General features: G+C 65.5%; 11 protein-coding genes. 4 read left to right on the top strand and 7 right to left on the bottom strand.

Annotation, left to right across the window (positions count from 1 at the left end):
- Positions 1-113: 113 nt before the first annotated feature.
- Positions 114-2,843, top strand: a complete 2,730-nt coding sequence (locus ACSQ8Y_RS28440) for a TonB-dependent receptor (protein ID WP_436269939.1) — start codon at positions 114-116, stop codon at positions 2,841-2,843.
- 119 nt (positions 2,844-2,962) lie between these two features.
- On the opposite strand, the gene ACSQ8Y_RS28435 is transcribed toward ACSQ8Y_RS28440, so the two are convergent.
- The 4 genes from ACSQ8Y_RS28435 to ACSQ8Y_RS28420 all read right to left on the bottom strand — a co-directional run bounded on the left by ACSQ8Y_RS28435 (position 2,963) and on the right by ACSQ8Y_RS28420 (position 9,787).
- Positions 2,963-4,801, bottom strand: coding sequence for a M2 family metallopeptidase (locus ACSQ8Y_RS28435; protein ID WP_436269938.1), 1,839 nt, complete (start codon positions 4,799-4,801; stop codon positions 2,963-2,965).
- Between the two features lie 87 nt (positions 4,802-4,888).
- A complete protein-coding gene (locus ACSQ8Y_RS28430) occupies positions 4,889-5,293 on the bottom strand; it encodes a GFA family protein (protein ID WP_436269937.1) in 405 nt (134 codons plus the stop codon).
- Positions 5,294-5,371: 78 nt separating this feature from the next.
- Positions 5,372-7,261, bottom strand: coding sequence for a monovalent cation:proton antiporter-2 (CPA2) family protein (locus ACSQ8Y_RS28425; protein WP_436269936.1), 1,890 nt, complete (start codon positions 7,259-7,261; stop codon positions 5,372-5,374).
- Between the two features lie 105 nt (positions 7,262-7,366).
- Complete coding sequence (locus tag ACSQ8Y_RS28420; RefSeq protein ID WP_436269935.1) at positions 7,367-9,787, bottom strand: TIM-barrel domain-containing protein; 2,421 nt, start codon at positions 9,785-9,787, stop codon at positions 7,367-7,369.
- 237 nt (positions 9,788-10,024) lie between these two features.
- Here ACSQ8Y_RS28420 and ACSQ8Y_RS28415 point away from each other — a divergent pair, with 237 nt between their 5' ends.
- The 3 genes from ACSQ8Y_RS28415 to ACSQ8Y_RS28405 all read left to right on the top strand — a co-directional run bounded on the left by ACSQ8Y_RS28415 (position 10,025) and on the right by ACSQ8Y_RS28405 (position 14,696).
- A complete protein-coding gene (locus tag ACSQ8Y_RS28415) occupies positions 10,025-11,284 on the top strand; it encodes an MFS transporter (protein ID WP_436269934.1) in 1,260 nt (419 codons plus the stop codon).
- Positions 11,285-11,369: 85 nt separating this feature from the next.
- On the top strand, positions 11,370-13,001 hold the full coding sequence (locus ACSQ8Y_RS28410) for an alpha-D-glucose phosphate-specific phosphoglucomutase (RefSeq protein ID WP_436269933.1): 1,632 nt from the start codon (positions 11,370-11,372) through the stop codon (positions 12,999-13,001).
- 24 nt (positions 13,002-13,025) lie between these two features.
- Entirely contained in the window at positions 13,026-14,696 is a 1,671-nt protein-coding gene (locus ACSQ8Y_RS28405; protein ID WP_436269932.1) for an alpha-amylase family glycosyl hydrolase, read from the top strand.
- 201 nt (positions 14,697-14,897) lie between these two features.
- Here the strand turns inward: ACSQ8Y_RS28405 and ACSQ8Y_RS28400 are convergent, their stop codons facing one another.
- From ACSQ8Y_RS28400 to ACSQ8Y_RS28390, 3 genes are all read right to left on the bottom strand, one after another.
- The gene (locus tag ACSQ8Y_RS28400; RefSeq protein ID WP_436269931.1) at positions 14,898-17,546 is read right to left on the bottom strand and encodes an alpha-1,6-glucosidase domain-containing protein; all 2,649 of its coding nucleotides are present in this window, start codon (positions 17,544-17,546) and stop codon (positions 14,898-14,900) included.
- A 203-nt stretch (positions 17,547-17,749) separates the two neighbouring features.
- Positions 17,750-19,141 carry a sigma-54-dependent transcriptional regulator gene (locus ACSQ8Y_RS28395; RefSeq protein WP_436269930.1) on the bottom strand — a complete coding sequence of 464 codons (1,392 nt, stop codon included), beginning with the start codon at positions 19,139-19,141 and terminating at the stop codon, positions 17,750-17,752.
- Positions 19,141-20,919 carry an ATP-binding protein gene (locus ACSQ8Y_RS28390; protein ID WP_436269929.1) on the bottom strand — a complete coding sequence of 593 codons (1,779 nt, stop codon included), beginning with the start codon at positions 20,917-20,919 and terminating at the stop codon, positions 19,141-19,143. Before ACSQ8Y_RS28390 ends, ACSQ8Y_RS28395 begins: the two co-directional genes overlap by 1 nt.
- Positions 20,920-20,979 lie beyond the last annotated feature (60 nt).

Below are 20,979 nucleotides of genomic sequence, written 5' to 3'. Positions count from 1 at the left end.
CGACTTAAGAGCGTTTGCTTTGCTGGCTCCCGTGTAGTCGAAATAAACAGCGCTTCGCTAGCTGCGGCTGTCATTGCGGGACTTTTGATTTGTCATAAGAGGGGACATTCCTAATGAAGAATTTCGCATCTGAGCGCACCCAGCGCGCAGTCCTGCAACTGAGTCCGGTGGCTGCTGCCTGCGCCTTGTTCGTTTCCGCGCTGGCCGGTTCGGCCCATGCGCAGACCAGCGGCGCCGCTGCAAGCGACGCGCCAGTCACCTCGGTGACCGTGTCCGGCATCCGCCGCGGCATTGAAGACGCCATCTCGGTGAAGAAAACCGCCACCTCCATCGTCGAAGCAATCTCCGCCGAAGACATCGGCAAACTGCCGGACGCCTCCATCGCCGAATCGATCGCCCGCCTGCCGGGTCTGGCCGCCCAGCGCGTCGCCGGCCGCGCCCAGGTGATCTCCGTGCGCGGCCTGTCGCCCGACTTCTCGACCACGCTGCTGAACGGCCGCGAGCAAGTGTCGACCGGCGACAACCGCTCCGTCGAGTACGACCAGTACCCGTCGGAACTGATGAGCGGCGTCACCATCTACAAGACCCCGGACGCCGGCCTGATCGGCCAAGGCCTGTCCGGCACGCTGGACCTGCAAACCGTGCGTCCGCTGGCTTTCGGCAAGCGTACCTTCGCCGCCAATGTGCGCGGTGAAAAGAATTCGGTCGGCAAGATCTCCAACGCCAACGACCAGGGCAACCGCGTCAGCTTCAGCTATATCGACCAGTTCCTGAACCGCACCCTGGGCGTGGCGATCGGCTTCGCCCACCTGGAGTCGCCGGTGCTGGCGCAGGAAACCGGCATCTATGAACCGTGGAAGACGGACTCCCGTCCAGGCGTCGCGGCCGGCACCACCATCACCGACGGCATCAAGGCGCTGGCGCGCAGCGGCTTCAACCGCCGCGACGGCCTGATGGCCGTGGTGCAATACCGTCCGAGCAAGCAGTGGACCAGCATGTTGGACATGTACGCGTCCACCTTCAAGCACGAAGACACCGCCAACCAGTGGGAAGTGAATCTGGGCGGCTACAACGGCGGCTTGAAGCCCGATCCTGTGTTCACCAATGTGACCAACAACGGCAACGCCATGGGCACGGCCACCGCCAACAATGTCTACCCGCTGGTGCGCGGCATGTACGACAAGCGCAAGGACGATATCCGCGCGCTGGGCTGGAACAATGAACTGCGCCTGGACGGCGTGACCCTGGTGGCCGACGCCAGCTACTCGAACGCCAAGCGCGACGAGACCAGCCTGGAAAACAACCTGCAGCTGGGCGCCGTCAATTCGGTGCAATACCTGGACAACGTCAAGCTGGCCTTCGGCAGCGGCGCCTTCCCGCAAATGGTCCCGACCCGCAGCTACAGCGATCCCGCGCAGCTGTATGTGAAGGGCACCATCTACGGCTCCGGCTACGGCAAGACCCCGAAAGTGGAAGACACGCTGAAGAGCTTCAAGCTGTCGGCCAAGTTCGACGCGCCGGCCGCGCTCGAATCGTGGATGCAGAGCTTCGAAGTAGGCGGCAACTACAGCGACCGCGAGAAGGTCAAGACCCAGCCGGAAGGCAACATCAACCTGGTCGGCAATCCGACCACCATCTCGAGCGACCTGCTGTACGCGCCGGTTGGCCTGGGCTTCGCCGGCATCGGCACCATCCCGTCGTGGAACGTGCCTGCGGTCGTGGCCAAGTACATGACTTTCCAGCCGAACGCCACCGCGAGCTATCTGATCTCGAAGAACTGGGAAGTGTCGGAGAAGATCACCACGGCCTTCGTCAAAGCCAACATCGAGCATGATTTCGGCAGCGTGACCATGCGCGGTAACGTAGGTGTGCAAGCGCAGCACACCGACCAGTCGTCCGATTCGAACTACTACGACGGCACCGCGCCGGCCGGCCAGCAAGTCAAGCCTGTGCATGACGGCAAGACCTACACCGACTACCTGCCAAGCATGAACCTGGCGTTCGCGCTGGAAGGCGACCAGACCGTGCGCGTGGCCCTGGCCAAGCAGCTCGCCCGTCCGCGCGTGGACCAGCTGCGTTCCGCGCTGGACTTCGGCGTGAGCGACACCACCTTCAAGCCGGGTGCAAGCGGCGGCAACGCGCGCCTGGATCCATGGCGCGCCAAGGCCTTCGACGTCTCGTACGAGAAGTACTTCGGCAAGAAGGCCTACCTGGCGGCGGCCGCGTTCTACAAGAAGCTGGACACCTACATCTTCACGCAGACCAAGAGCTATGACTTCTCGGGCTACATCCCGGGCACGAAAGCCAACACCGCCATCGGCGACTACAAAGCGCCTTACAACGGCAATGGCGGCAGCATGAAGGGCGCGGAACTGTCCGGTTCCATGCCGCTGAGCATGCTGACCCCGGTACTGGACGGCTTCGGCGTGGTTGCCAGCCACACCTACACCGACAGCGCCATCGCGATCGAAGATCCGGACGGCAGCATCGGCAAGGCGATTCCGCTGCCAGGCCTGTCGAAGCACACCACCAACCTGACCTTCTACTACGAGAAGAACGGTTTCGAAACCCGCGTGTCGCAGCGCAAGCGTTCGGACTTCGTGGGCGAGATCGGCAACTTCGCGGCAGAGCGTTCGCTGCGTTACGTGGTCGGCGAGAACATCATCGACTTCCAGATCGGCTACTCCTTCCAGGACGGTCCGCTGAAGGGTCTGGGTGTTGTGGCCCAGGTCAACAACCTGCGCAATGCCGCGTATGAAACGTATAACGGCAGCCGCAACCAGCAGCTGGAATACCAGAAGTACGGCCGCACCATCCTGCTGGGCGCGAACTACAAGTTCTAAGCCCGTCAGTTGGATGTTGAAAACCCCGCCATGCTCGCAGAGCATGGCGGGGTTTTTTTCAATCACGGCGCTGGAGTTGCTGCGCCGCGCGGTGTGGCTTAGTGCTTACTTGCTTAGTGCTACTTCTTCGCGGCTTCGGCGGCGGCCAGCTGGCGGTTCTGGTCGTCGAGCCAGGTCTTCAGCGGGGCGAAGTAGTCCAGCAGCGCCGAGCCGTCGATGCGCTCTTCGCCGGAGACGGCTTTCAACGCTTCAGGCCATGGCTTGCTCGCACCCATCGCCAGCATCTGCTGCAGCTTGGCGCCGGCCTTCTGGTTGCCGTACACCGAGCAGCGGTGCAGCGGGCCGGTGTAGCCGGCTTCGCGGCACAGCGCGCGGTGGAACTGGAACTGCAGCATGTGGGCCAGGAAGTAGCGCGCGTACGGCACGTCGGCCGCGACATGGTACTTGGCGCCTGCATCGAAGCCGCCTGCGGCCAGCGACGCCGGACGGCTCACGCCCATGTATTGCTCGCGCAGCTGCCACCAGGACTTGTCGTAGTCGGCCGGCTGCGTCTTGCCGGCGTAGACGTCCCAGCGCCACTTGTCCACCGAGTAGGCAAACGGCAGGAAGGCCACCTTGGCCAGTGCGCGCTGCAGCAGCTCGCCGATATCGGCGTTCGCTTCCGGCGCCTGGTCCATCAGGCCCACTTTCTTCAGGTAGTCCGGCGTGATCGACAGCGCCACGGTGTCGCCGATGGCTTCGTGGAAACCGTCGTTGGCGCCGCCCTGGAACAGGAAGGACTGCTTGTTGTAGGCCAGGTCGTAGTAGATGTGGCCCAGCTCGTGGTGGATCACCTTGAACTCTTCGTCGGTCGGGCGTATGCACATCTTGATGCGCACGTCTTCCTTGCCGTCCATGGTCCAGGCGGATGCGTGGCACACCACTTCGCGGTCGCGCGGCTTGGTCAGCAGGGAGCGCTGCCAGAAGGTCTCGGGCAGCTTCTGCATGCCGAGCGAGGTGTAGAAGCGCTCGGCGTACTGTGTCATCTGCTTTGCGTCGGTCTTGCGCTCTTCGAGCACCTTGGTCAGATCGAAACTGCTGGCGTTGGCGGCGGGTTTGAGCAGCGGGTAGATGTTCTCCCAGCTCTGGCTCCACATATTGCCGAACAGGTGGGCCGGGATAGGGCCGCTGGCCGGCACCACGTCCGGGCCGTAGGCGGCGCGCAGCTTGTAGCGTGCGTAGGTGTGCAGCGAGTCGTACAGCGGCTTGACCTGCTGCCACATGCGTTCCATCTCGGCCGAGAAGGCTTCCGGCGGCATGTCGTACTGCGAGCGCCACAGGGCGCCGGTGTCGGCGAAGCCCATTTCGCGCGCGCCCTTGTTGGACAGGGCGACATAGTCGACGTACATCTGCTTGTAGGACGGCGCTTGCGCGTGCCAGCCCATCCACACTTCCTTCAGCCTGGCCGGATCGCGGCTGGTGGCCAGCACTTTCTCCAGCTCGCCCAGCGGCAGGCAGTCCTGGCCGCCGGTCGGGCAGTATTTGGCTTTGCCGTAGGCGCCGTTCAGCGCCGCGTTCTTGGCGGCATAGGCTTCGCGTTCCTTCGGATCGGACAGCATCAAGGTCAGCTGCAGCAGCTTGAGCTTGCGCGCGTAATCGTCCTTCAGTTTCAGGCCGTTGTAGCGGCGCGCGGCCAGGGCGGCTTCGCCGGAGGCGGTCAGCTGGCGCTCGCCGAAATAAGTGGCCAGCGCCTCGGTGTCTTCGGTGATGAAGTTTTGCGCGACCCATTGGGCGCGGTTGCCCTCCAGGCTGAGTTTTTCCAGTTTTGCTTCGGTGTCGTTCAGGAAGCGTTCGGCTTCGGCGACGGTCGGCTTGCTTTTGGCAGGCGTTTTCGCGTTCTGGGCTTGGGCGAGCTGTGAGGCGCTCAGGGCCAGCAGAACGGCGACGGGGATGGCCTTCATGTACAGCGGTTTGGACACTGCGATCTCCTTCGGGTTTGTGAGTTGGCTAATATACACTGGCCGTGAGGATGACTGCATGTCGGTTTGTAACAGCAACGCCCGCCGCTACAGGTGGCGCGTCTCGGCGGGCGGATTCTGCCAGTTGTTGTGGCGGCCGTCCGAGTAGTGCACCGGCGCGGCGATCAGCTCATCCGGCGTGGCGTTGTCCAGGCAGGCCACCTGGACGCTGACATAGTGGCCGCCCACTTCCTCGATGTAGCCGCGCCCGAAAGCGTGCACGCCGCAGTTGCGGCAGAACAGGTGGTGGGCGCTCATGGTATTGAATTGATAGTCGCTGAGCGACTCCTCGCCGGCCAGCAGGCGGAACGCCTCCGGCTTCACGATGGCGCCCCAGTTGCGGGTCTTGGTGCAGACCGAGCAGTTGCACTTGCCGGTGCCGGCGCTCAGGTCGATGTCGGCTTCGAAGCGCACTGCGCCGCAGTGGCAGCTGCCGGTGTAGGTTTTCTTCATGCGTGTCTCCTTGTGGCCGGGCCGGATCCAGCCTGCGAAGAGTGTAGCGTTTCGCGCCGGCGCGCGATGCACGGATGATCAGGGTTGCGGCAGGGCGTGCGGTTCGGCTTGAGGCCCGGCTTGAGTTTCGGCTTGAGACTCGCCTTGAGACCCGGCCTGCGGCTCCAGGCTGCGGTCTTCCATGTCCGCTGCCAGCAACTGGTTCATGCGTTCGCTCGACTCGCGCAGCGCCACCGCGAATTTTTCGTCGTCGCCCCAGACTTTGGCCAGCGCCGTCACCATCTCCTCGTCGTGGCGGCGGAAGCTGGCGCTGGCTCTGGCCGCGTCGTCCGGTGCCAGGCCCAGCGCGCGCAAGGCCTTCTCGCCGATGGCCAGTCCGCCCTCGAAGGTTTCGCGCTCGACCACGTGCGCGCCCCGGTCCAGCAGGCGGTAGGCGTGGCGCCTGTCGTAGGCGCGCGCCAGGATGGTCAGGTTGGGGAAGTACTGCTTCGCTATTTCCACCAGCGCCTCGGCCTGGTCGCGGTCGTCGATGGCGACGATCAGCAGCTTGGCCTGTGCGGCGCCGGCGGCGCGCAGCAGGTCGAGCCGGGTGGCGTCGCCGTAGTAGACGCGGCGGCCGACGCGGCGCACCAGTTCCACCTGTTCGGCGCTGGCGTCCAGCGTGGAGATGTTGAATTTATTGACCATCAGCAGGCGCGCGGCGATCTGGCCGAAACGGCCGAAGCCGGCCACGATGACGTCCGGTTCATGTTCCAGCGAGCCCGCTTCCGGCTCCGGCTTGCTGGAGAAGCCTGGCCCGGCCAGGCGGTCGTACAGCATCAGCGCGAACGGCGTGAGCGCCATGGAGATGGCGACGGCGGCGACCGACAACGCCGAGATGTCGGCCGCGATGACGCCTGCAGCGGAGGCGAGGCCCAGCAGCACGAAGGCGAACTCGCCGCCCTGGCTGAGCGCCGCGCCGGTTTGCGCGGCGGTGCGCGCGGGGATGCCGAAGGCGCGCATCACGCCGTAGATGACGGCCGCTTTCACCGCCATCAGGCCGAACACCATGGCCGCCAGCAGGCCGAAATGCTGCGCCGCCAGCGCCAGGTTGACGCTGGCGCCGACCGACATGAAGAACAGCCCGAGCAGCAGGCCGCGGAACGGCTCGATGTCGCCTTCCAGCTCGCGCCGGAATTCGCTGTCGGCCAGGGCCACGCCGGCAAGGAAGGCACCCAGCGCGGCGGGCAATCCCACCGCCTGCATCAAGAGCGACACGCCCACGACCAGCAGCAGCGCCAGCGCGGTGAAGATCTCGCGCGAACGTATCTTGGCGATGTAGCGGAAGGCGGGCCGCATCAGGAAGCGGCCGACCAGGATGACGATGATCACCGCGCCGATCACGGCGGCGGCATGGGCCCAGGCCGGGTAGCCTTTCAGCAGGCCGGTTTCGGCGGCATTCGACACGCTGTCGTCGGCCAGCAGCGGCAGCGCCGCGATCATGGGGATGGTGGCCACGTCCTGGAACAGCAGTATGCCTTGCGAGGCCTGGCCGGTTGGCGTTTTGCGCAAGCCCTTTTCCTCCAGCGACTGCAGCACCACGGCGGTGGACGACAGCGACAGGATGAAGCCCAGCGCCACGGCCGCCTGCCAGTCCATGCCGAAGGCCAGGCCGATGGCGGCCAGCGCCAGGCCGCTCAGCAGCACCTGCAGGCCGCCCAGGCCGAAGAAAGCGGTGCGCATATGCCACAGCAGCGAAGGCTGCACCTCCAGGCCGATCAGGAACAGCATGATGACGACGCCGAATTCGGCGAAGTGCATCACCTCGGCTGGGTCGTGCACAAAGGCCAGCGCCGAGGGCCCGATCAGCAGACCGGCCACCAGGTAGCCGAGCACCGAGCCGAGGCCGAGGCGCTGGGCGACCGGCACCGCCAGCACGCCGGCGCTGAGGTAGACCATGGCCATCAACAGGGGAGTGGAACCTTCCATCGCATATCCTTTGCAGTTATGGCTGCAGTATGCGGTGGCGTGGCGGGTTTGACAATTGCGCCGGAGGGATAGCGGCGGGCCGGGAGGCCCGCCGCCGTGGGATGGTTACCGCAGCGTGATGGCGACGCTGCTGGACGCGCGCCTGGTGGCAGGCAGCTGCACCGTCAGCAACCGGCGCTTGGCGTTCCAGCCGAATTGCGCCGGCTGTCCTTCCAGTGTCACGCGCGCAGGCCTGGCGGCCACGTTGTGCACATGCAGCGCCACGCTGCGTTCCGGACGCCGGTACTGCTTGCCCACTTCCGAATCCAGCGTGACGACCAGCTGCTTGCCGCCGTTGCCGGCCGCGCTGGCGAAGCGCACGATCTCGTACTTGCCTTGGGCGTAGGCGTCCGGCGTGGCGCCGTCGTCGTCGTACAGCTTGCCGCTGCCCGACAGCACCGCCGCATCGTGGTAGTAATGCAGTTCCAGCTTGCGGGTGCTGTAGTCGCGCGTGCTTTGCACCGGCTGCACCATGGGAATGAAGGCGCCCGCGCGTACGAACACCGGGATGTGGTCCGGCACTACCGGCACCACGGCGGTGATGCCGCCCGGGTAGCGGCGGCCGCTGTTGAAGTCGAACCACGCGGGGCTGGTGGCCGGCAGGTGGACTTCCTTGCGGCGCGCGCCCGGCTCGGTGATCGGCGCGACCACGAACTCGCGGCCCCACAGATAGCTGCTCACCAGGTTGCGCGCGTTCTCGTTCTCCGGCTCCTCGTACAGCATGGGGCGCATCAGCGGCAGGCCTTGCCGGCTGTTGTCGAAGCCCAGCGTGTAGTTATACGGCAGCATGCTGTAGCGCAGGCGGATGGCCTCGCGCGCCAGCGCCCTGGTGGCCTCTTCGCGGAACACCGGCTCGGACGGCACTTCCTGCTGCGCGTGCGGGCGGAACACCGGCTGGAACACGCCGTACTGCAGCCAGCGGGTGTAGAGCTCGTCGTCCAGGCAGGCGTTGGCGAAACCGCCCAGGTCCGAGTGCATATAGCCCAGGCCCTGCATGCCCATCTGCAGTGCGATCTCGGGCTGCGCCTTCAGGCCTCCCCAGCTGCGGTTGACGTCGCCCGACCATGGTATCAGGCCGAAACGCTGGGAACCCGAATAACCTGCGCGCATCAGGATGAAGGGGCGCTCGTCCGGGAAGTCCTTCCGGTAGCCTTCGAAGATCAGGCGCGCCCAGTCATGGCCGTAGGTGTTGTGCACCTGGTCGGCGGTGCCGGTGGCGTGCTTCACGGAAGAGGGATGTACCTCGGGCTCGCCCAGGTCGCCCCACCAGCCGGCCACGCCGTAGTCCTTGCGCAGGCCCTTGTAGATATCCCAGAACCAGTCTTTGCCTTCCTTGCTGTAGATATCGATCAGACCCGTGTTGCCGAAGTAGAAGTCGTACTGCGCCGGTGCGCCGGACGGATCGGTGGCCAGCGCGTGCTTGTCGACCGCGTCTTGCCATTTGCTCGACGAGGTCAGCACGAAGGGCTCGGTGATCAGCACCGTCTTCACGCCCTGGGCGCTGAAGTCCGCGATCATCTTCTTCGGCGTGGGGAAGTTGTCCTTGTCGAAGGCCAGGTTGCCCATGGTGCCCTTGATGTCCTTGCCGAACCAGTACAGGTCGAACACGATGGCGTCGAGCGGGATCTTCTCTGCGGCGAACTTGTCGACCACCTCGCGCGCCTCCTGCTCGGTGTGGTAGCCGAAGCGGCTGGCGAAATTGCCGAAGGCCCAGCGCGGCGGCAGCGGCTGGCGGCCGGTCAGGCTGGTGTAGCTGCCCACCACGTCCTCCCAGCTGTCGCCGGCGATCACCTGGTAGGTCTTGCGCCCGCTGATGGTTTCGTAAGCCAGCGTGTTGTCCTTCCTGCTGTCGAAGTCCAGGTGGCCGATGGCCGCGTTGTCGAAGTGCAGTGCATACATCTTCGACGACATCGCCACCGGCAGCGTGAAGTTCAGCAGTTCCGAGCGGTCGTCGTAGCCGTAGTGTGCCTTGTTGTATAGGGCGAAGCGGTTGCCGCGCCGGTTCATGCCCACCGCGCGCGCGCCGGCGCCGTACAGCGCCTCGTCCTTGTCGAGCTCGAAGTCGATCACCTCCGCGCCGTCCTTTTTGTGGTAGCCGCGCTTTTCCTGCACCAGCGGCTTGCCCTTGTAGGCGTAGGCGATGCGGAACGGCGCCTTGGTCACGGTGACGCTGATGCCGCCGGCGAGCGCGTATTCCAGCTGGCCGCCGGCGTCCTTCAGTGTCGCGCCGTCCTGGCCGGCGGCCAGCACCACCGCGTGCGAAGCCGGGTCGAAAGCCTCGCCCTGCGGCACGAACGTGGTTTCCACGATACGGGCTGAATATGGTTTGATGAGGTATCGGCCGTCGCTGGCGACGATCTCCAGCTGGTTGCCGTTCAGCCTGGCGCCTTCCAGTGTGCGGTCGGCATGCTGCGACCGGGCGAGGGGGCTGGCCAGCAGCAGGAGGGCGGCCGTGGCGGCGGTCTTGGAGCGTACAGGTGTTGTCATATAGTTTTCTGTTATTTGACTACAAAACGGTGTCTCGAGAAGGGTTGGGATCGGGCTAACCCGTTAATTCTACTATGAGCCATTCGGATTGACACGGCAATATCAGCGTGTTACTTTACTACAAATTGGCGTTACACACTCAGTCCGGCATCCAGCCAGGACCATAAAAATCGGGGACAGGCAGGTATGCAATCATCATCCACTAAGCCCAGGCTGACATTCTGGCAACTCTGGAACATGAGTTTCGGCTTCTTCGGCATCCAGTTCGGCTTCGCGCTGCAGAATACCAATACCAGCCGCATCTTCTCGACGCTGGGGGCCGAGATGGGCGAGTTGTCGGTCCTGTGGCTGGCGGCGCCCGTCACCGGTTTGCTGGTGCAGCCGATTATCGGCTACCTCAGCGACAACACCTGGCATGCTTACTGGGGCCGCCGCCGTCCCTTCTTCTTTGTCGGCGCGCTGCTGGCTGCGCTCGCGCTGTTCCTGATGCCCAATTCAACGGCGTTGTGGTTTGCGGTGATCGTACTGTGGCTGATGGACGTGTCGATCAACGTGTCGATGGAGCCGTTCCGCGCTTTCGTCGGCGACAAACTCTCCAATTCGCAGCAGATTGCCGGTTTCGCGATGCAGACCTTCTTTATCGGCTGCGGCGGTGTCGTTGCGTCGCTGCTGCCGACGATCTTCACGGACTATCTCGGCGTGAGCAATGTGCCGCTTAATGGCGCCATTCCCGACACCGTGCGCTATTCCTACTACGTCGGCGGCGCGGCCTATGCGATCGCGGTGATGTGGACGGTCTTCAGCACCAGCGAAGCGCCTCCGGACGATATGGCCGCCTTCGAGCGCGAACGCAAGGGCGGCACGGCCAAGGCCCTGGCCGAGATCCTGGGCGGCTTCACCCGCATGCCCAAAACGATGGTGCAGCTGGCGGCGGTCCAGTTCTTCACCTGGGTTGGCCTCTACGCCATGTGGGTCTATTCCACGCCGGCCGTGGCCGACAACGTGTTCCATACGGCCGATGCGCAGTCGGCGGCCTTCCAGGCAGGCGGCAACTGGGTCGGCATCATGTTCGCGACCTATGGCGGCGTATCCGCGTTGGCCGCGTTTGGCCTGCCGGTGCTGGCGCGCTACACCAGCCGCACCATGGTGCATATGATCTGCCTGCTCGTAGGTGGCGCCAGCCTGGTGTCCATGTACTTCATTAGCGACAAGCAGATGATGCTGCTGCCGATGGTGGGTGTCGGCGTCGCCTGGGCCAGCGTGCTGACGATGCCGTATGCGATCCTGGCAGGCGCTTTGCCCGCCAAGCGCATGGGCTACTACATGGGCCTGTTCAACTTCTTCGTCGTGATACCGCAAATCGTCGCCGGCCTGGTGCTTGGCCCGCTGGTCATGCACGTGTTTGGCGGCCGCCCGGTCCAGGCGCTGGTGGTCGGCGGCATATGCATGATGATAGGCGGCGTGCTGACCCTGCTGGTGCGCGACAACGCCGAGTAGACGCAGCCGCCCCCTGCAATGCAGCGCCATGCGCCGCTCTTCTGCCGTAAGGTAGATGCTGTCCAGCATACGATAGGGAGCAAACATGGCAATCCAGACGATTACAACTCACCCGATCCCCGGCCAGCGGCCGGGCACCTCGGGCCTGCGCAAGAAGGTCGGCACTTTCCAGCAGCCGCACTATCTTGAAAATTTCATCCAGAGCGTGTTCTATACCCTGGGCGACTGCGAGGGCAAGACGCTGGTGCTGGGCGGAGATGGCCGCTACCACAACCGCGCCGCCATCCAGACCATCCTGCGCATGGCGGCGGCGCACGGCTACGCGCGCGTGCTGGTGGGCCGTGGCGGCATCCTCTCCACGCCCGCCGTCAGCTGCGTGATACGCAAGCACCAGGCGTCGGGCGGCATCGTCCTGTCGGCCAGCCACAATCCGGGCGGGCCTGACGGCGACTTCGGCATCAAGTACAACATCGCGGCAGGCGGACCGGCCCCTGAAAGCGTCACCGAGGCGATTTTCCACCACAGCGAGACGATCACCCAATACCGCATCAGCGACGCCGCCGACATCGACATCGACCGCGTCGGCAGCGGGCAGATGGAGCAGATGCGCATCGAAGTCATCGACCCCGTGGCCGACTACGCGGAACTGATGCAGCGCCTGTTCGACTTCGGCGCGATCCGCAAGCTGTTCGCAGGCGGCTTCACCATGCGCTTCGACGGCATGAGCGCCGTCTCCGGTCCCTACGCGAAAGCCATCATCGAGGGCATGCTGGGAGCGCCGGCCGGCACCGTCATCAACGGCGAACCGCTGGAGGACTTCGGCGGCCACCATCCCGATCCGAATCCTGTCAACGCGGCGCAGCTGATCGCGCTGATGGCCGAGGACGACGCGCCGGACTTCGGCGCCGCGTCGGACGGCGACGGCGACCGCAACATGATCGTCGGGCGCAGGTTCGACGTCACGCCGTCGGACAGCCTGGCCATCCTGGCGGCCAATTCAGGCGTGGCGCCGGGCTACCGCGCCGGCCTGAAAGGCATCGCGCGTTCCATGCCCACTTCGCGCGCGGCCGACCGCGTGGCCGAGGCGCTCGGTATCCCCTGCTACGAAACGCCTACCGGCTGGAAGTACTTCGGCACGCTGCTGGACGCCGGCCTGGCCACGCTGTGCGGCGAGGAGAGCTACGGCACCGGCTCGGACCACATCCGCGAGAAGGACGGCCTGTGGGCCGTGCTGTTCTGGCTCAACCTGCTGGCAGCCACCGGCAAGCCGGTCGAAGAAATCGTCGCAGCCCACTGGGCGCGCTTTGGCCGCAACTACTACTCGCGGCACGACTACGAGGCGGTCGACGCGGAAGCCGCACGCCTGCTGATGGCGGACCTGCGCATCAAGCTGCCGGTGCTGGCGGGCACGGTACTGAACACGCACGAAGTCGATTTCGCCGACGATTTTGCCTACACCGATCCGGTCGACGGCTCCAGTGCGCAGCAGCAGGGTGTACGCATCGTCATGAAGGATGGCTCGCGCATCGTCTACCGCCTGTCCGGCACCGGCACCGAGGGCGCCACCCTGCGCGTTTATCTCGAGCTGCATGAAGCCGACCCGGCCCAGCACCACCGGCCCACGCAGCAAGCTCTGGCGAGTCTGATCGCCGCCGCCGAAAGCGTGGCCAGCATCGCCATGCACACGGGACGCGCCACGCCGACCGTGATCACATAACACCAACCACAAGGACCGCACTGCATGAAACTATCTCCCATCGCACTGTCACTGGCGCTGCTCGCCGGCAGCATGAACGCACAGGCGGCGCGGCCGGCGCCGGACCAGCCATTCCTGTGGGAGAACGCCACCGTCTACTTCCTGTTGACGGACCGTTTCAACAATGCGGACAAGCGCAACGACCTGTCCTACGGCCGCAAGGCCGACGCCGCGCCGCAGCGCGGCTACATGGGCGGCGACCTGAAAGGCGTGACCGCCAAGCTGAAGGCCGGCTACTTCGACAGCCTGGGCGTCGACGTGCTGTGGCTCACGCCGCCGGTCGAGCAGCTGCACGGATCGACCGACGAAGGCACCGGAAAGTCCTACGGCTTCCATGGTTACTGGGCGCGCGACTTCACGGCGGTGGATGCCAACCTGGGCACCGAAAAAGACTTCAGGGACTTCGTCGAAGCGGCGCACGCGCGCGGCATCCGCGTGCTGCTGGATGTGGTGATGAACCACACCGCGCCGTTCACGGACGCCGAACCCGCATGGCCGGCGGACTGGGTGCGGCTCGATCCGGTTTGCACCTACAAGGACGTCGCCACCAACGTCGACTGCGCGCTGGTGAAGGGATTGCCGGACGTGCGCACCGACAGCAATGCCAGCGTCGCGCTGCCGGACGCGCTGGCGGCGAAATGGAAGAGGGAAGGGCGCTACGAGCGCGAGGTGAAAGAGCTGGACGCATTCTTCGCCCGCACCGGCTACCCGCGCGCGCCGCGCTACTACCTGATGAAATGGCATGCCGACTGGGTGCGCAAGTTCGGCATCGACGGCTTCCGCGCCGACACCGTGAAGCACACCGAGCCCGGCATCTGGAAGGAGCTGCACACGGTGGCCGAGGCCGCGCATGAAGACTGGAAACGCGCCCATCCCGGCAAGGCCTTGAACGAGAAGTTCTACATGCTGGCCGAAGTGTACGGCTACAACATCGCGCACGGCAAGGAATTCGACATGGGCGGCGGCGCCAAGGTCGACTTCTACGACAACGGCTTTGACGGCATGATCAACTTCGGGCTGGTGTGGGACGGCAAGCAGGACTACGAAACCCTGTTCAGCAAATACGCGGCCGCGCTGCAAGGTCCGCTGAAGGGGCAATCGCTGCTGAACTACACCGCCTCGCACGACGACGGCAACCCGTTCGACGCCGAGCGCAAGAAGCCCTACGAGACGGCGAACAAGCTGCTGCTGGCGCCGGGCGCCGCGCAGATTTACTACGGCGACGAGACCGCGCGCGTGCTCGACGCGCCCGGCGCGCAAGGCGACGCCAAGCTGCGCACGTATATGAACTGGGACGATTTGGCGAAGAACGTGCAGCGCGACGGCTACAGGGTGGCCGAAGTGCGCGCGCACTGGGCCAGGCTGGGCCGGTTCCGCCACGCGCACGTCGCGGTGGGGGCCGGGTTGCACGAAAAGATCGCCGACCAGCCGTATACCTTCAAGCGCACGTATGAAAAGGACGGGATCAGCGACAAGGTGGTGGTGGCGCTCGATGTGCCTGGCGCCGCGCGCAGCACCATCAAGGTTGGCGGCGTGTTCGCCGACGGACAGAAGCTGAAGGACTACTACTCCGGCGCCACTGCAGTGGTGAGGGGCGGCGAAGTCACACTGCCGGTTAAGGGTGGCATCGCTCTGCTCGCCGCAGCCCTCAAGTAGCGGTCGCCGGCTGTCATCCTGCATCGGCGAGCCGCCGCGAAGGCGGGGATCCATATGCCGCCACGCCGCACGCGCTGCATGGATCCCCGCTTGCGCGAGGATGACAAGGGGAGGTGCTTACTCGACAAGCAACCGTAGCAGTCGCTGCTGTCATCCTGCATCGCGGATCGCCGCGAAGGCGGGGATGACAAGGGGAGGTGTTTACTCGACGAACACCACGGCGGTGCGGGCAGGGATGGTGAAGCGGCCGGTGGCGCTGTCGTAGCGTGCGGCTTGCGCGCGCCGGTCGGCCGCGCCGCCGGCGCTGTGCACGGGGTGCAAACGGTAGCGCCTGGCCTTTTCCCCGTCGGCGACGATGCTCTGTTCTACCTTGTCCACGTTGATGAAATAGCTCACCGTCTTGAACCCTGCGCCGGGATAAGCCGCGCCGTCGATGCGCGCGGCCACCACCGTCGGCACTTGCGCAGAGCCCGTATTCAGGAAATGCAGGCGCTGCCTGATGTCGGCCGCCGTGCGAAGGCGGAACAGCGTGCTGCTGGCGCGGATCTTCAACAGGTCGCGGAAGGCGTCGCGCGCGAACGCGATGTCGGCCGGCGCGGGTTTGAGCGCGGCATTGGCCAGCAGGGGCTTGAGCAGCGCGTAGTCCTTGCCGTTGTCGGCCGCCGGCGGCAGGCCGACGCCGAAGTAATTGTCCCGGTAGCTCCAGTCCAGGCGGTTGAACCAGTCGCCGGATTCGAAGCTGTTGCGGTCGAGCGACTTGGAACGCAGGATGTCGAAGCCCGCGTGGTAGTAGGCCACACCCTGGCTGAACGCGTTGATCGCGGCGCCCAGCATCTGCACCCGTGCGCGTTCGGCGCCGCTGGTCGCGAGCGGCAGGCGGAAGGCGTTCACGTCGTACATGGTCTGGTTGTCGTGGTTCTCGACGTAGTTCACCACCTCGGAAGGTTCGCTGGCGTAGCCGGCGGGCTGGCCGCTGTAGTCGATGGCCTGCAGTTCCATGACCTTGTCCTGCCAGGTCTGCATGGCGTAGCTGCGTACACTGCCAGCAAGCCCGACGCGTATCAGGTCGGCAGTGCGCAACAGGTCCTCCTTGGGGCGCTGGCCGGCGTAGGCGTTGGGGTCGTACACCAGGCCGTTGATGTAGCCCTGCATGCTGAACATTTTTTCGCCGGAATCGCCCGCGCCGCCGCCGCGCACCGCGTCGCGGCCGCGGTCGCTGAAGGTGCCGATGCCGCTGCCGTTCAACGACAGCTGCGATGCCTGCACGAAGCGCGCGCCGTTTTCAACCTCGCCAAAATTCCAGCCTTCGCCGATCAGGTTCACCTTGCGCCCGGCCGCCTTGTCCACGCGCGCCTGCAGGGTCTCCATCGCCGCGCGCGGCTGGTGGCCCATCAGGTCGAAGCGGAAGGAGTCGACCTTGTAGTGGCGCGTCCACAGCTCGGCCGAATCGATCATCAGCCTGGCCATCATCATGTTCTCGGTTGCCGTGTTGTCGCAGCAGGTCGAACGTTCAATGGCGCCCTTGGCATTCAGGCGATGGTAGTAGCCCGGCACCACGCGGTCCAGCACCGATTTTTCATTCTGGCCGGCGATGTAGGTGTGGTTGTAGACCACGTCCATGCCCACGCGCAGATCGGCCTTGTGCAGCGCCATCACCATCTGGCGGAATTCGACGATGCGGCGCGCGCCGTCGGCCGCATCGGTGGCGTAGCTGCCTTCCGGTGCGCTGTAGTGGTAAGGGTCGTAGCCCCAGTTGTAGCAATCCTTGATGAAGGTGGCGCCGACCAGCGCCTGCTGGCCTTCGCCGTCCGGCGCACCGCTAGGCTGCGGCGCAACGCAGCCTTGCTCGGGCACCGAGCCGATATCGTACACCGGCAGCAGGTGGATGTCGGTCATGCCGGCGCGGCTCAGCGCGGCCAGGTGCTTCATGCCATTCGAGCCGCTCTCGGTGAAGGCGGTGTACTTGCCGCGATTTGCGATGCTCACCGTGTTGTCGTTGATCGAGAAGTCGCGCACGTGCAGTTCGTACACCGACATGTCGGTCTGCGCCGCGACCCTGTCCGGCACCGGCGTCTCGTCCCAGCCTGCGGGTTTCAGCCTGGCCGAGTCCAGGTCGGCGATGTAGCTGCGCAGCGAATCAGTGGTGAGACTGATGGAATAAGGGTCGGTGACGAGGTTGCGCACCAGTCCTTTTCCCGGAGCGATCACGTCCACCACGTACTTGTAGTATTTTCCCGATAGGTCGCCGCGTTTGGCCGCGGACCAGGTGCCGGTGGTCGCGTCGAAGCGCATTGATTCGATGGCTGCGGCTTTGCCGTAGCCCTTGTCGTAAGTGCAGACGGCGGCGTGCTGCGCGGTTGGCGCCCACAGCTTGAAGCCGGTGCGGTCTTTGGCTGCGCTCACGCCAAGGCCGGCGGTCTTTCCGGCAGCGGCATAGATGTCGTCCAGTGCGCCGGCGATCTGCAAGGCGGTGGCATCGCGCACGGTGCCGTCGGCGCTTTCCTGCACCAGCACCAGCTGCTGTTTGAGCAGTGCGGGCAGCCTGGCCTGGTCGGCTTGCGCCACGGCCAGTAGCGCGCCCGCGCCCACATACTTGAATCGCTGCGCCGCGTCCGAAGGGGTGGCGGCGGGATGGACGGCCATGGTCAAGGAGCCATCGGCGCCGGAGACTTTCGCTCCTGCCACGGCGTTGATTCGGCCCGTGGCGGAGTGGTACAGCTTGAACCTTGCGCCGGCATCTGCGCCCGGCCATTTGACCAACTGGCGGTTCAGCCAGACCGCGCGCGCATCGAAGGCGTTCGACGCGTGCAGCACGGTCTCGAACGGCGCGTCGCAGGCGCTTAAAAGCATGGGGGGCTGTACGGACAGCTGCGTTGCCCCATGCGCACCGAACGCCACCGCCACCAATGCTGCACCGAGCGACAACTTCACACCAACGTTCCCAGCCATAGACCTGCCTCCAAAGTAGTTGAGCTACAAATTAAGCAATTGCAGCTCGAATTCGCCTATTATGGTAATCCAATTGCTGTAGCTTTACTACGTATTGGTGCGGATCACTTGCGGCTGGTGCTAATTTGATACTTCTTGAGCTTGTCGTACAGGGTCTTGCGCGGGACGTTGAGGTTGTCTGCGGCGAGGGCGACATTGCCATCGGCGGCGGCCAGCGCTTGCGTTATCAGGTCGCGTTCGAAGGTGTCGACTTGCTGGGAAAGGGAGGGCTCGCCGGGCGGCTGGGCCGGCACGGCGGCGGCGCCAAACGCCATCGCCGGACCGGCTCCGTGCGCCGCGCCCGTGCCGGCCAGGACGGTGGCCGCGGCGGGAACGGACGGCGCGAGGCCCAGTGTCAACCGTTCGGCGAAGTTGCGCAGTTCCCGCACGTTGCCGGGCCAGTCGGCCGCCTGCCACGCAGCCATCTCCTGGGCGCTCCATTGCGGCACCGGGCGCTGGTAGCGCAGCGCCGCCTCCTGCACGAAGTGCGCCAGCAGCAGCGGGATATCCTCGCGCCGCTCGCGCAGGCGCGGCAAGTCGATGGCGACCACGCCGATGCGGTAGTACAGGTCTTCCCTGAACAGCCCTTGCGCGCTCAGTTGCAGCAGGTCCGCCTTGCTGGCGGCAACCACGCGGCAGTCCAGCGCCACGCCCTCGTTGGCGCCCAGCCGCTCCAGGCGGCGCTCCTGCAGCACGCGCAGCAGCTTCACTTGCAAAGCCATCGGCATGCTCTCGATCTCGTCCAGGAAGACCGTGCCGCCGTTGGCATATTCGAGCTTGCCGATGCGGCGCTTCTGCGCGCCGGTGAAGGCGCCCACTTCGTGGCCGAAGATCTCGCTCTCGAACACCGACTCGGGCAGCGCGCCGCAATTGATGGCGACGAAGTTGCCCTTGCGGCCGCTGGCGGCGTGCAGCAGGCGCGCCATCACTTCCTTGCCGGTGCCGGTCTGGCCGTTGATCAGGATGTCCACGCCGGCCGGGCCGACATTGCGCACCAGGACCTTCAGGCGCTCGATGGATTCGGAACGGCCGATCAGGTCCGGCGTATCCGGATGCAGCGCGCGCGCGGCGCGCAGTTCGCGGTTTTCCAGCACCAGGCTGCGGCGCTCCTGCGCGCGGCGCACCGCGTCCATCAGGCGCTCGGAGGCGAACGGTTTTTCGATGAAGTCGTAGGCGCCGCTGCGCATGGCGGCCACCGCCATGTTCACGTCGCCATGGCCGGTGACGACGATCACCGGCAGCTCCGCGTCCAGCGCGGTCACTTGCGCCAGCAGCTCCAGGCCGGAGCGGCCGGGCAGGCGTACATCGGTGACCACCACGCCGGGATAATCGGCGCGCAGCAGCGGCTGCGCTTCCTCGGCGCTGGCGCAGGCTTGCACGCTGAAGCCGCCCAGTTCCAGCGTCTGCGTGGTGGCCAGGCGCAGCGCCGCTTCGTCTTCGATCAGTAATGCTTGCATCAGTCTTTTTCCGTTTGCAGGGGCAGGCGCAACACGAACTGCGCGCCGCCGTCAGGCAGATTATGCGCCGATAGCTGGCCATTCATGGCCTGCACGATGGACGACGAAATCGCCAGTCCCAAACCGAGGCCTTTGCCGGACGGTTTGGTGGTGTAGAACGGCTCGAACAGGTGCGCCGCAACTTGCTCTGGGATGCCGCCGCCGCTGTCGCTGATGCGCACCTCGGCGTGCTCGCCGGCGCGCGCCAGCGCGATCGCCACGCGCCGCTGCGGCGCCTCTTCCACCGCGTCCAGCGCGTTGCGCAGCAGGTTGATGAGCACTTGTTCGATGCGCACGGCGTCGCCGGCGACGAGCATCGCCTCGGCTGGCGGCGGCGCCCCGGTGTCGACCTCCAGCGCCACGCCTTGGCGGCGGAACTCGCTCTCCATCAGGAAGGCCGACGCGCGCACCGACTTCGCAAGGTCCACCGTGCAAATCGATTCGTCCTTGCGCGCGAAGCCTTTGAGCTGGCTGATGATGGCGCCCATGCGCGCGCTGGCGTCGCTGATGTGGCCGAGGTTCGATTCGGCCTGCGCCGGCTGGCCACGCTGGAGGAAAGTACGCGCATTGTCGGCGAAGGCGCGGATGGCAGCCAGCGGCTGGTTCAGTTCATGCGTCACGCCGGCAGCCATCTGGCCCAGCATGGCCAGCTTGCCCGCCTGGACCAGTTCATTTTGCGTCGAGCGCAGCATGCGTTCGGTCTCCTGCAAGCGCAGGTATTTGTTCTCCAGGTCCTGGTTGGTCTGGCGGAGTTGCTGCGTGCGTTCGACGATGCGGCTATCGAGTTCGCGCTCGGCCTGCTGCAAGGCCCGGCGCGACTCCTTGCGCTCCTCCAGCCTGCGCCGGCGCTGGTGCATGGCCCACCACGACACGGCCGCGCAGGATAGCAGCAGCAAGGCGCCCAGCGCCCACAGCACGCCCGCGCGCTGCACGCGTGCCTGCGCCGGGAACAGGATCAACTGCCAGCCGAGACGCCCGACCGGCCGCGCGGCGTACTCGCCCGGATGTGCTGGCAGCGCGACGATTTTGCGGCCGAGATATTGCTGCGTGCGCGCCAGTTCCGCTTCGGTGGCCGCGCCGAGCGGCTGCAGGCTGCGGTAGCGCCACTGCGGCTGGTTGCTGAGGAAGATCACGCCGTGGCGGTCGGCCAGTGCAATGGCGTGTTCGCTGCTGCCCCAGGTCTGCTCGAAGTCGGCCAGGCTGATTTTAGCCGCCACCACACCTTCGACCGGGCCGCCTGCCGTGCCGTTGCGGTACACCGGCTGCGCGATGAAATAGCCCGCCTCGCTGGTGCTGGTGCCGATGCCGTAGAACAGGCCTGCGCGGCCGCTGAGCGCTTCGTGAAAATAGGGGCGGTAGGAGAAATTCTTGCCGACGAAGCCGAGCGGCTGGTCCCAGTTGCTGGCGCCCAGCGTCAGGCCGTGCCGGTCCATCATATAGATGGCGCCGACCTTGGCTTGCTGCTGGATGGTGCGCAGGGACTGGTTCAGGCGCGCGATGGTGGGCGCGTCGTTGGGGTGGGCCAGGGCCTGGATCAGGTCCGGCTGGAAGCCCAGCACGAAGGGCAGGGTTTCATACTTCTGCATGGCGGACTGCAGGTCCGGCGCCATCAGTTCCAGCTGGCGGCGGCCCTGCGCCATCAAATCCGCCTGCGCGCGCAGCGTACCGACCCAGAACGCCGCCGCGATCACGCAGACGGCGCCCAGCAGGATCAAGACAATCGAGGGTTTCACGCGCATGCTGCGATTCTACCTACTTTGGGGTCAGGCCTGCACTCGTGCATTTGTTGCATTTACTTT

This window comes from Pseudoduganella sp. LjRoot289 (assembly GCF_964252925.1).
GTDB lineage: Bacteria > Pseudomonadota > Gammaproteobacteria > Burkholderiales > Burkholderiaceae_D > Rugamonas.
The sequence above is the reverse complement of the archived record's forward strand: the minus strand, read 5'-3'. Positions and strand labels throughout refer to the sequence as shown.

Excerpts from the sequence above, each read along its gene's own strand:
- ACSQ8Y_RS28440 (WP_436269939.1), top strand. The coding sequence starts at position 114 with ATGAAGAATTTCGCATCTGAGCGCACCCAGCGCGCAGTCCTGCAACTG.
- ACSQ8Y_RS28430 (WP_436269937.1), bottom strand. The coding sequence starts at position 5,293 with ATGAAGAAAACCTACACCGGCAGCTGCCACTGCGGCGCAGTGCGCTTC.
- ACSQ8Y_RS28425 (WP_436269936.1), bottom strand. The coding sequence starts at position 7,261 with ATGGAAGGTTCCACTCCCCTGTTGATGGCCATGGTCTACCTCAGCGCC.
- ACSQ8Y_RS28420 (WP_436269935.1), bottom strand. The coding sequence starts at position 9,787 with ATGACAACACCTGTACGCTCCAAGACCGCCGCCACGGCCGCCCTCCTG.
- ACSQ8Y_RS28415 (WP_436269934.1), top strand. The coding sequence starts at position 10,025 with ATGAGTTTCGGCTTCTTCGGCATCCAGTTCGGCTTCGCGCTGCAGAAT.
- ACSQ8Y_RS28410 (WP_436269933.1), top strand. The coding sequence starts at position 11,370 with ATGGCAATCCAGACGATTACAACTCACCCGATCCCCGGCCAGCGGCCG.
- ACSQ8Y_RS28405 (WP_436269932.1), top strand. The coding sequence starts at position 13,026 with ATGAAACTATCTCCCATCGCACTGTCACTGGCGCTGCTCGCCGGCAGC.
- ACSQ8Y_RS28400 (WP_436269931.1), bottom strand. The coding sequence starts at position 17,546 with ATGCTTTTAAGCGCCTGCGACGCGCCGTTCGAGACCGTGCTGCACGCG.
- ACSQ8Y_RS28395 (WP_436269930.1), bottom strand. The coding sequence starts at position 19,141 with ATGCAAGCATTACTGATCGAAGACGAAGCGGCGCTGCGCCTGGCCACC.
- ACSQ8Y_RS28390 (WP_436269929.1), bottom strand. The coding sequence starts at position 20,919 with ATGCGCGTGAAACCCTCGATTGTCTTGATCCTGCTGGGCGCCGTCTGC.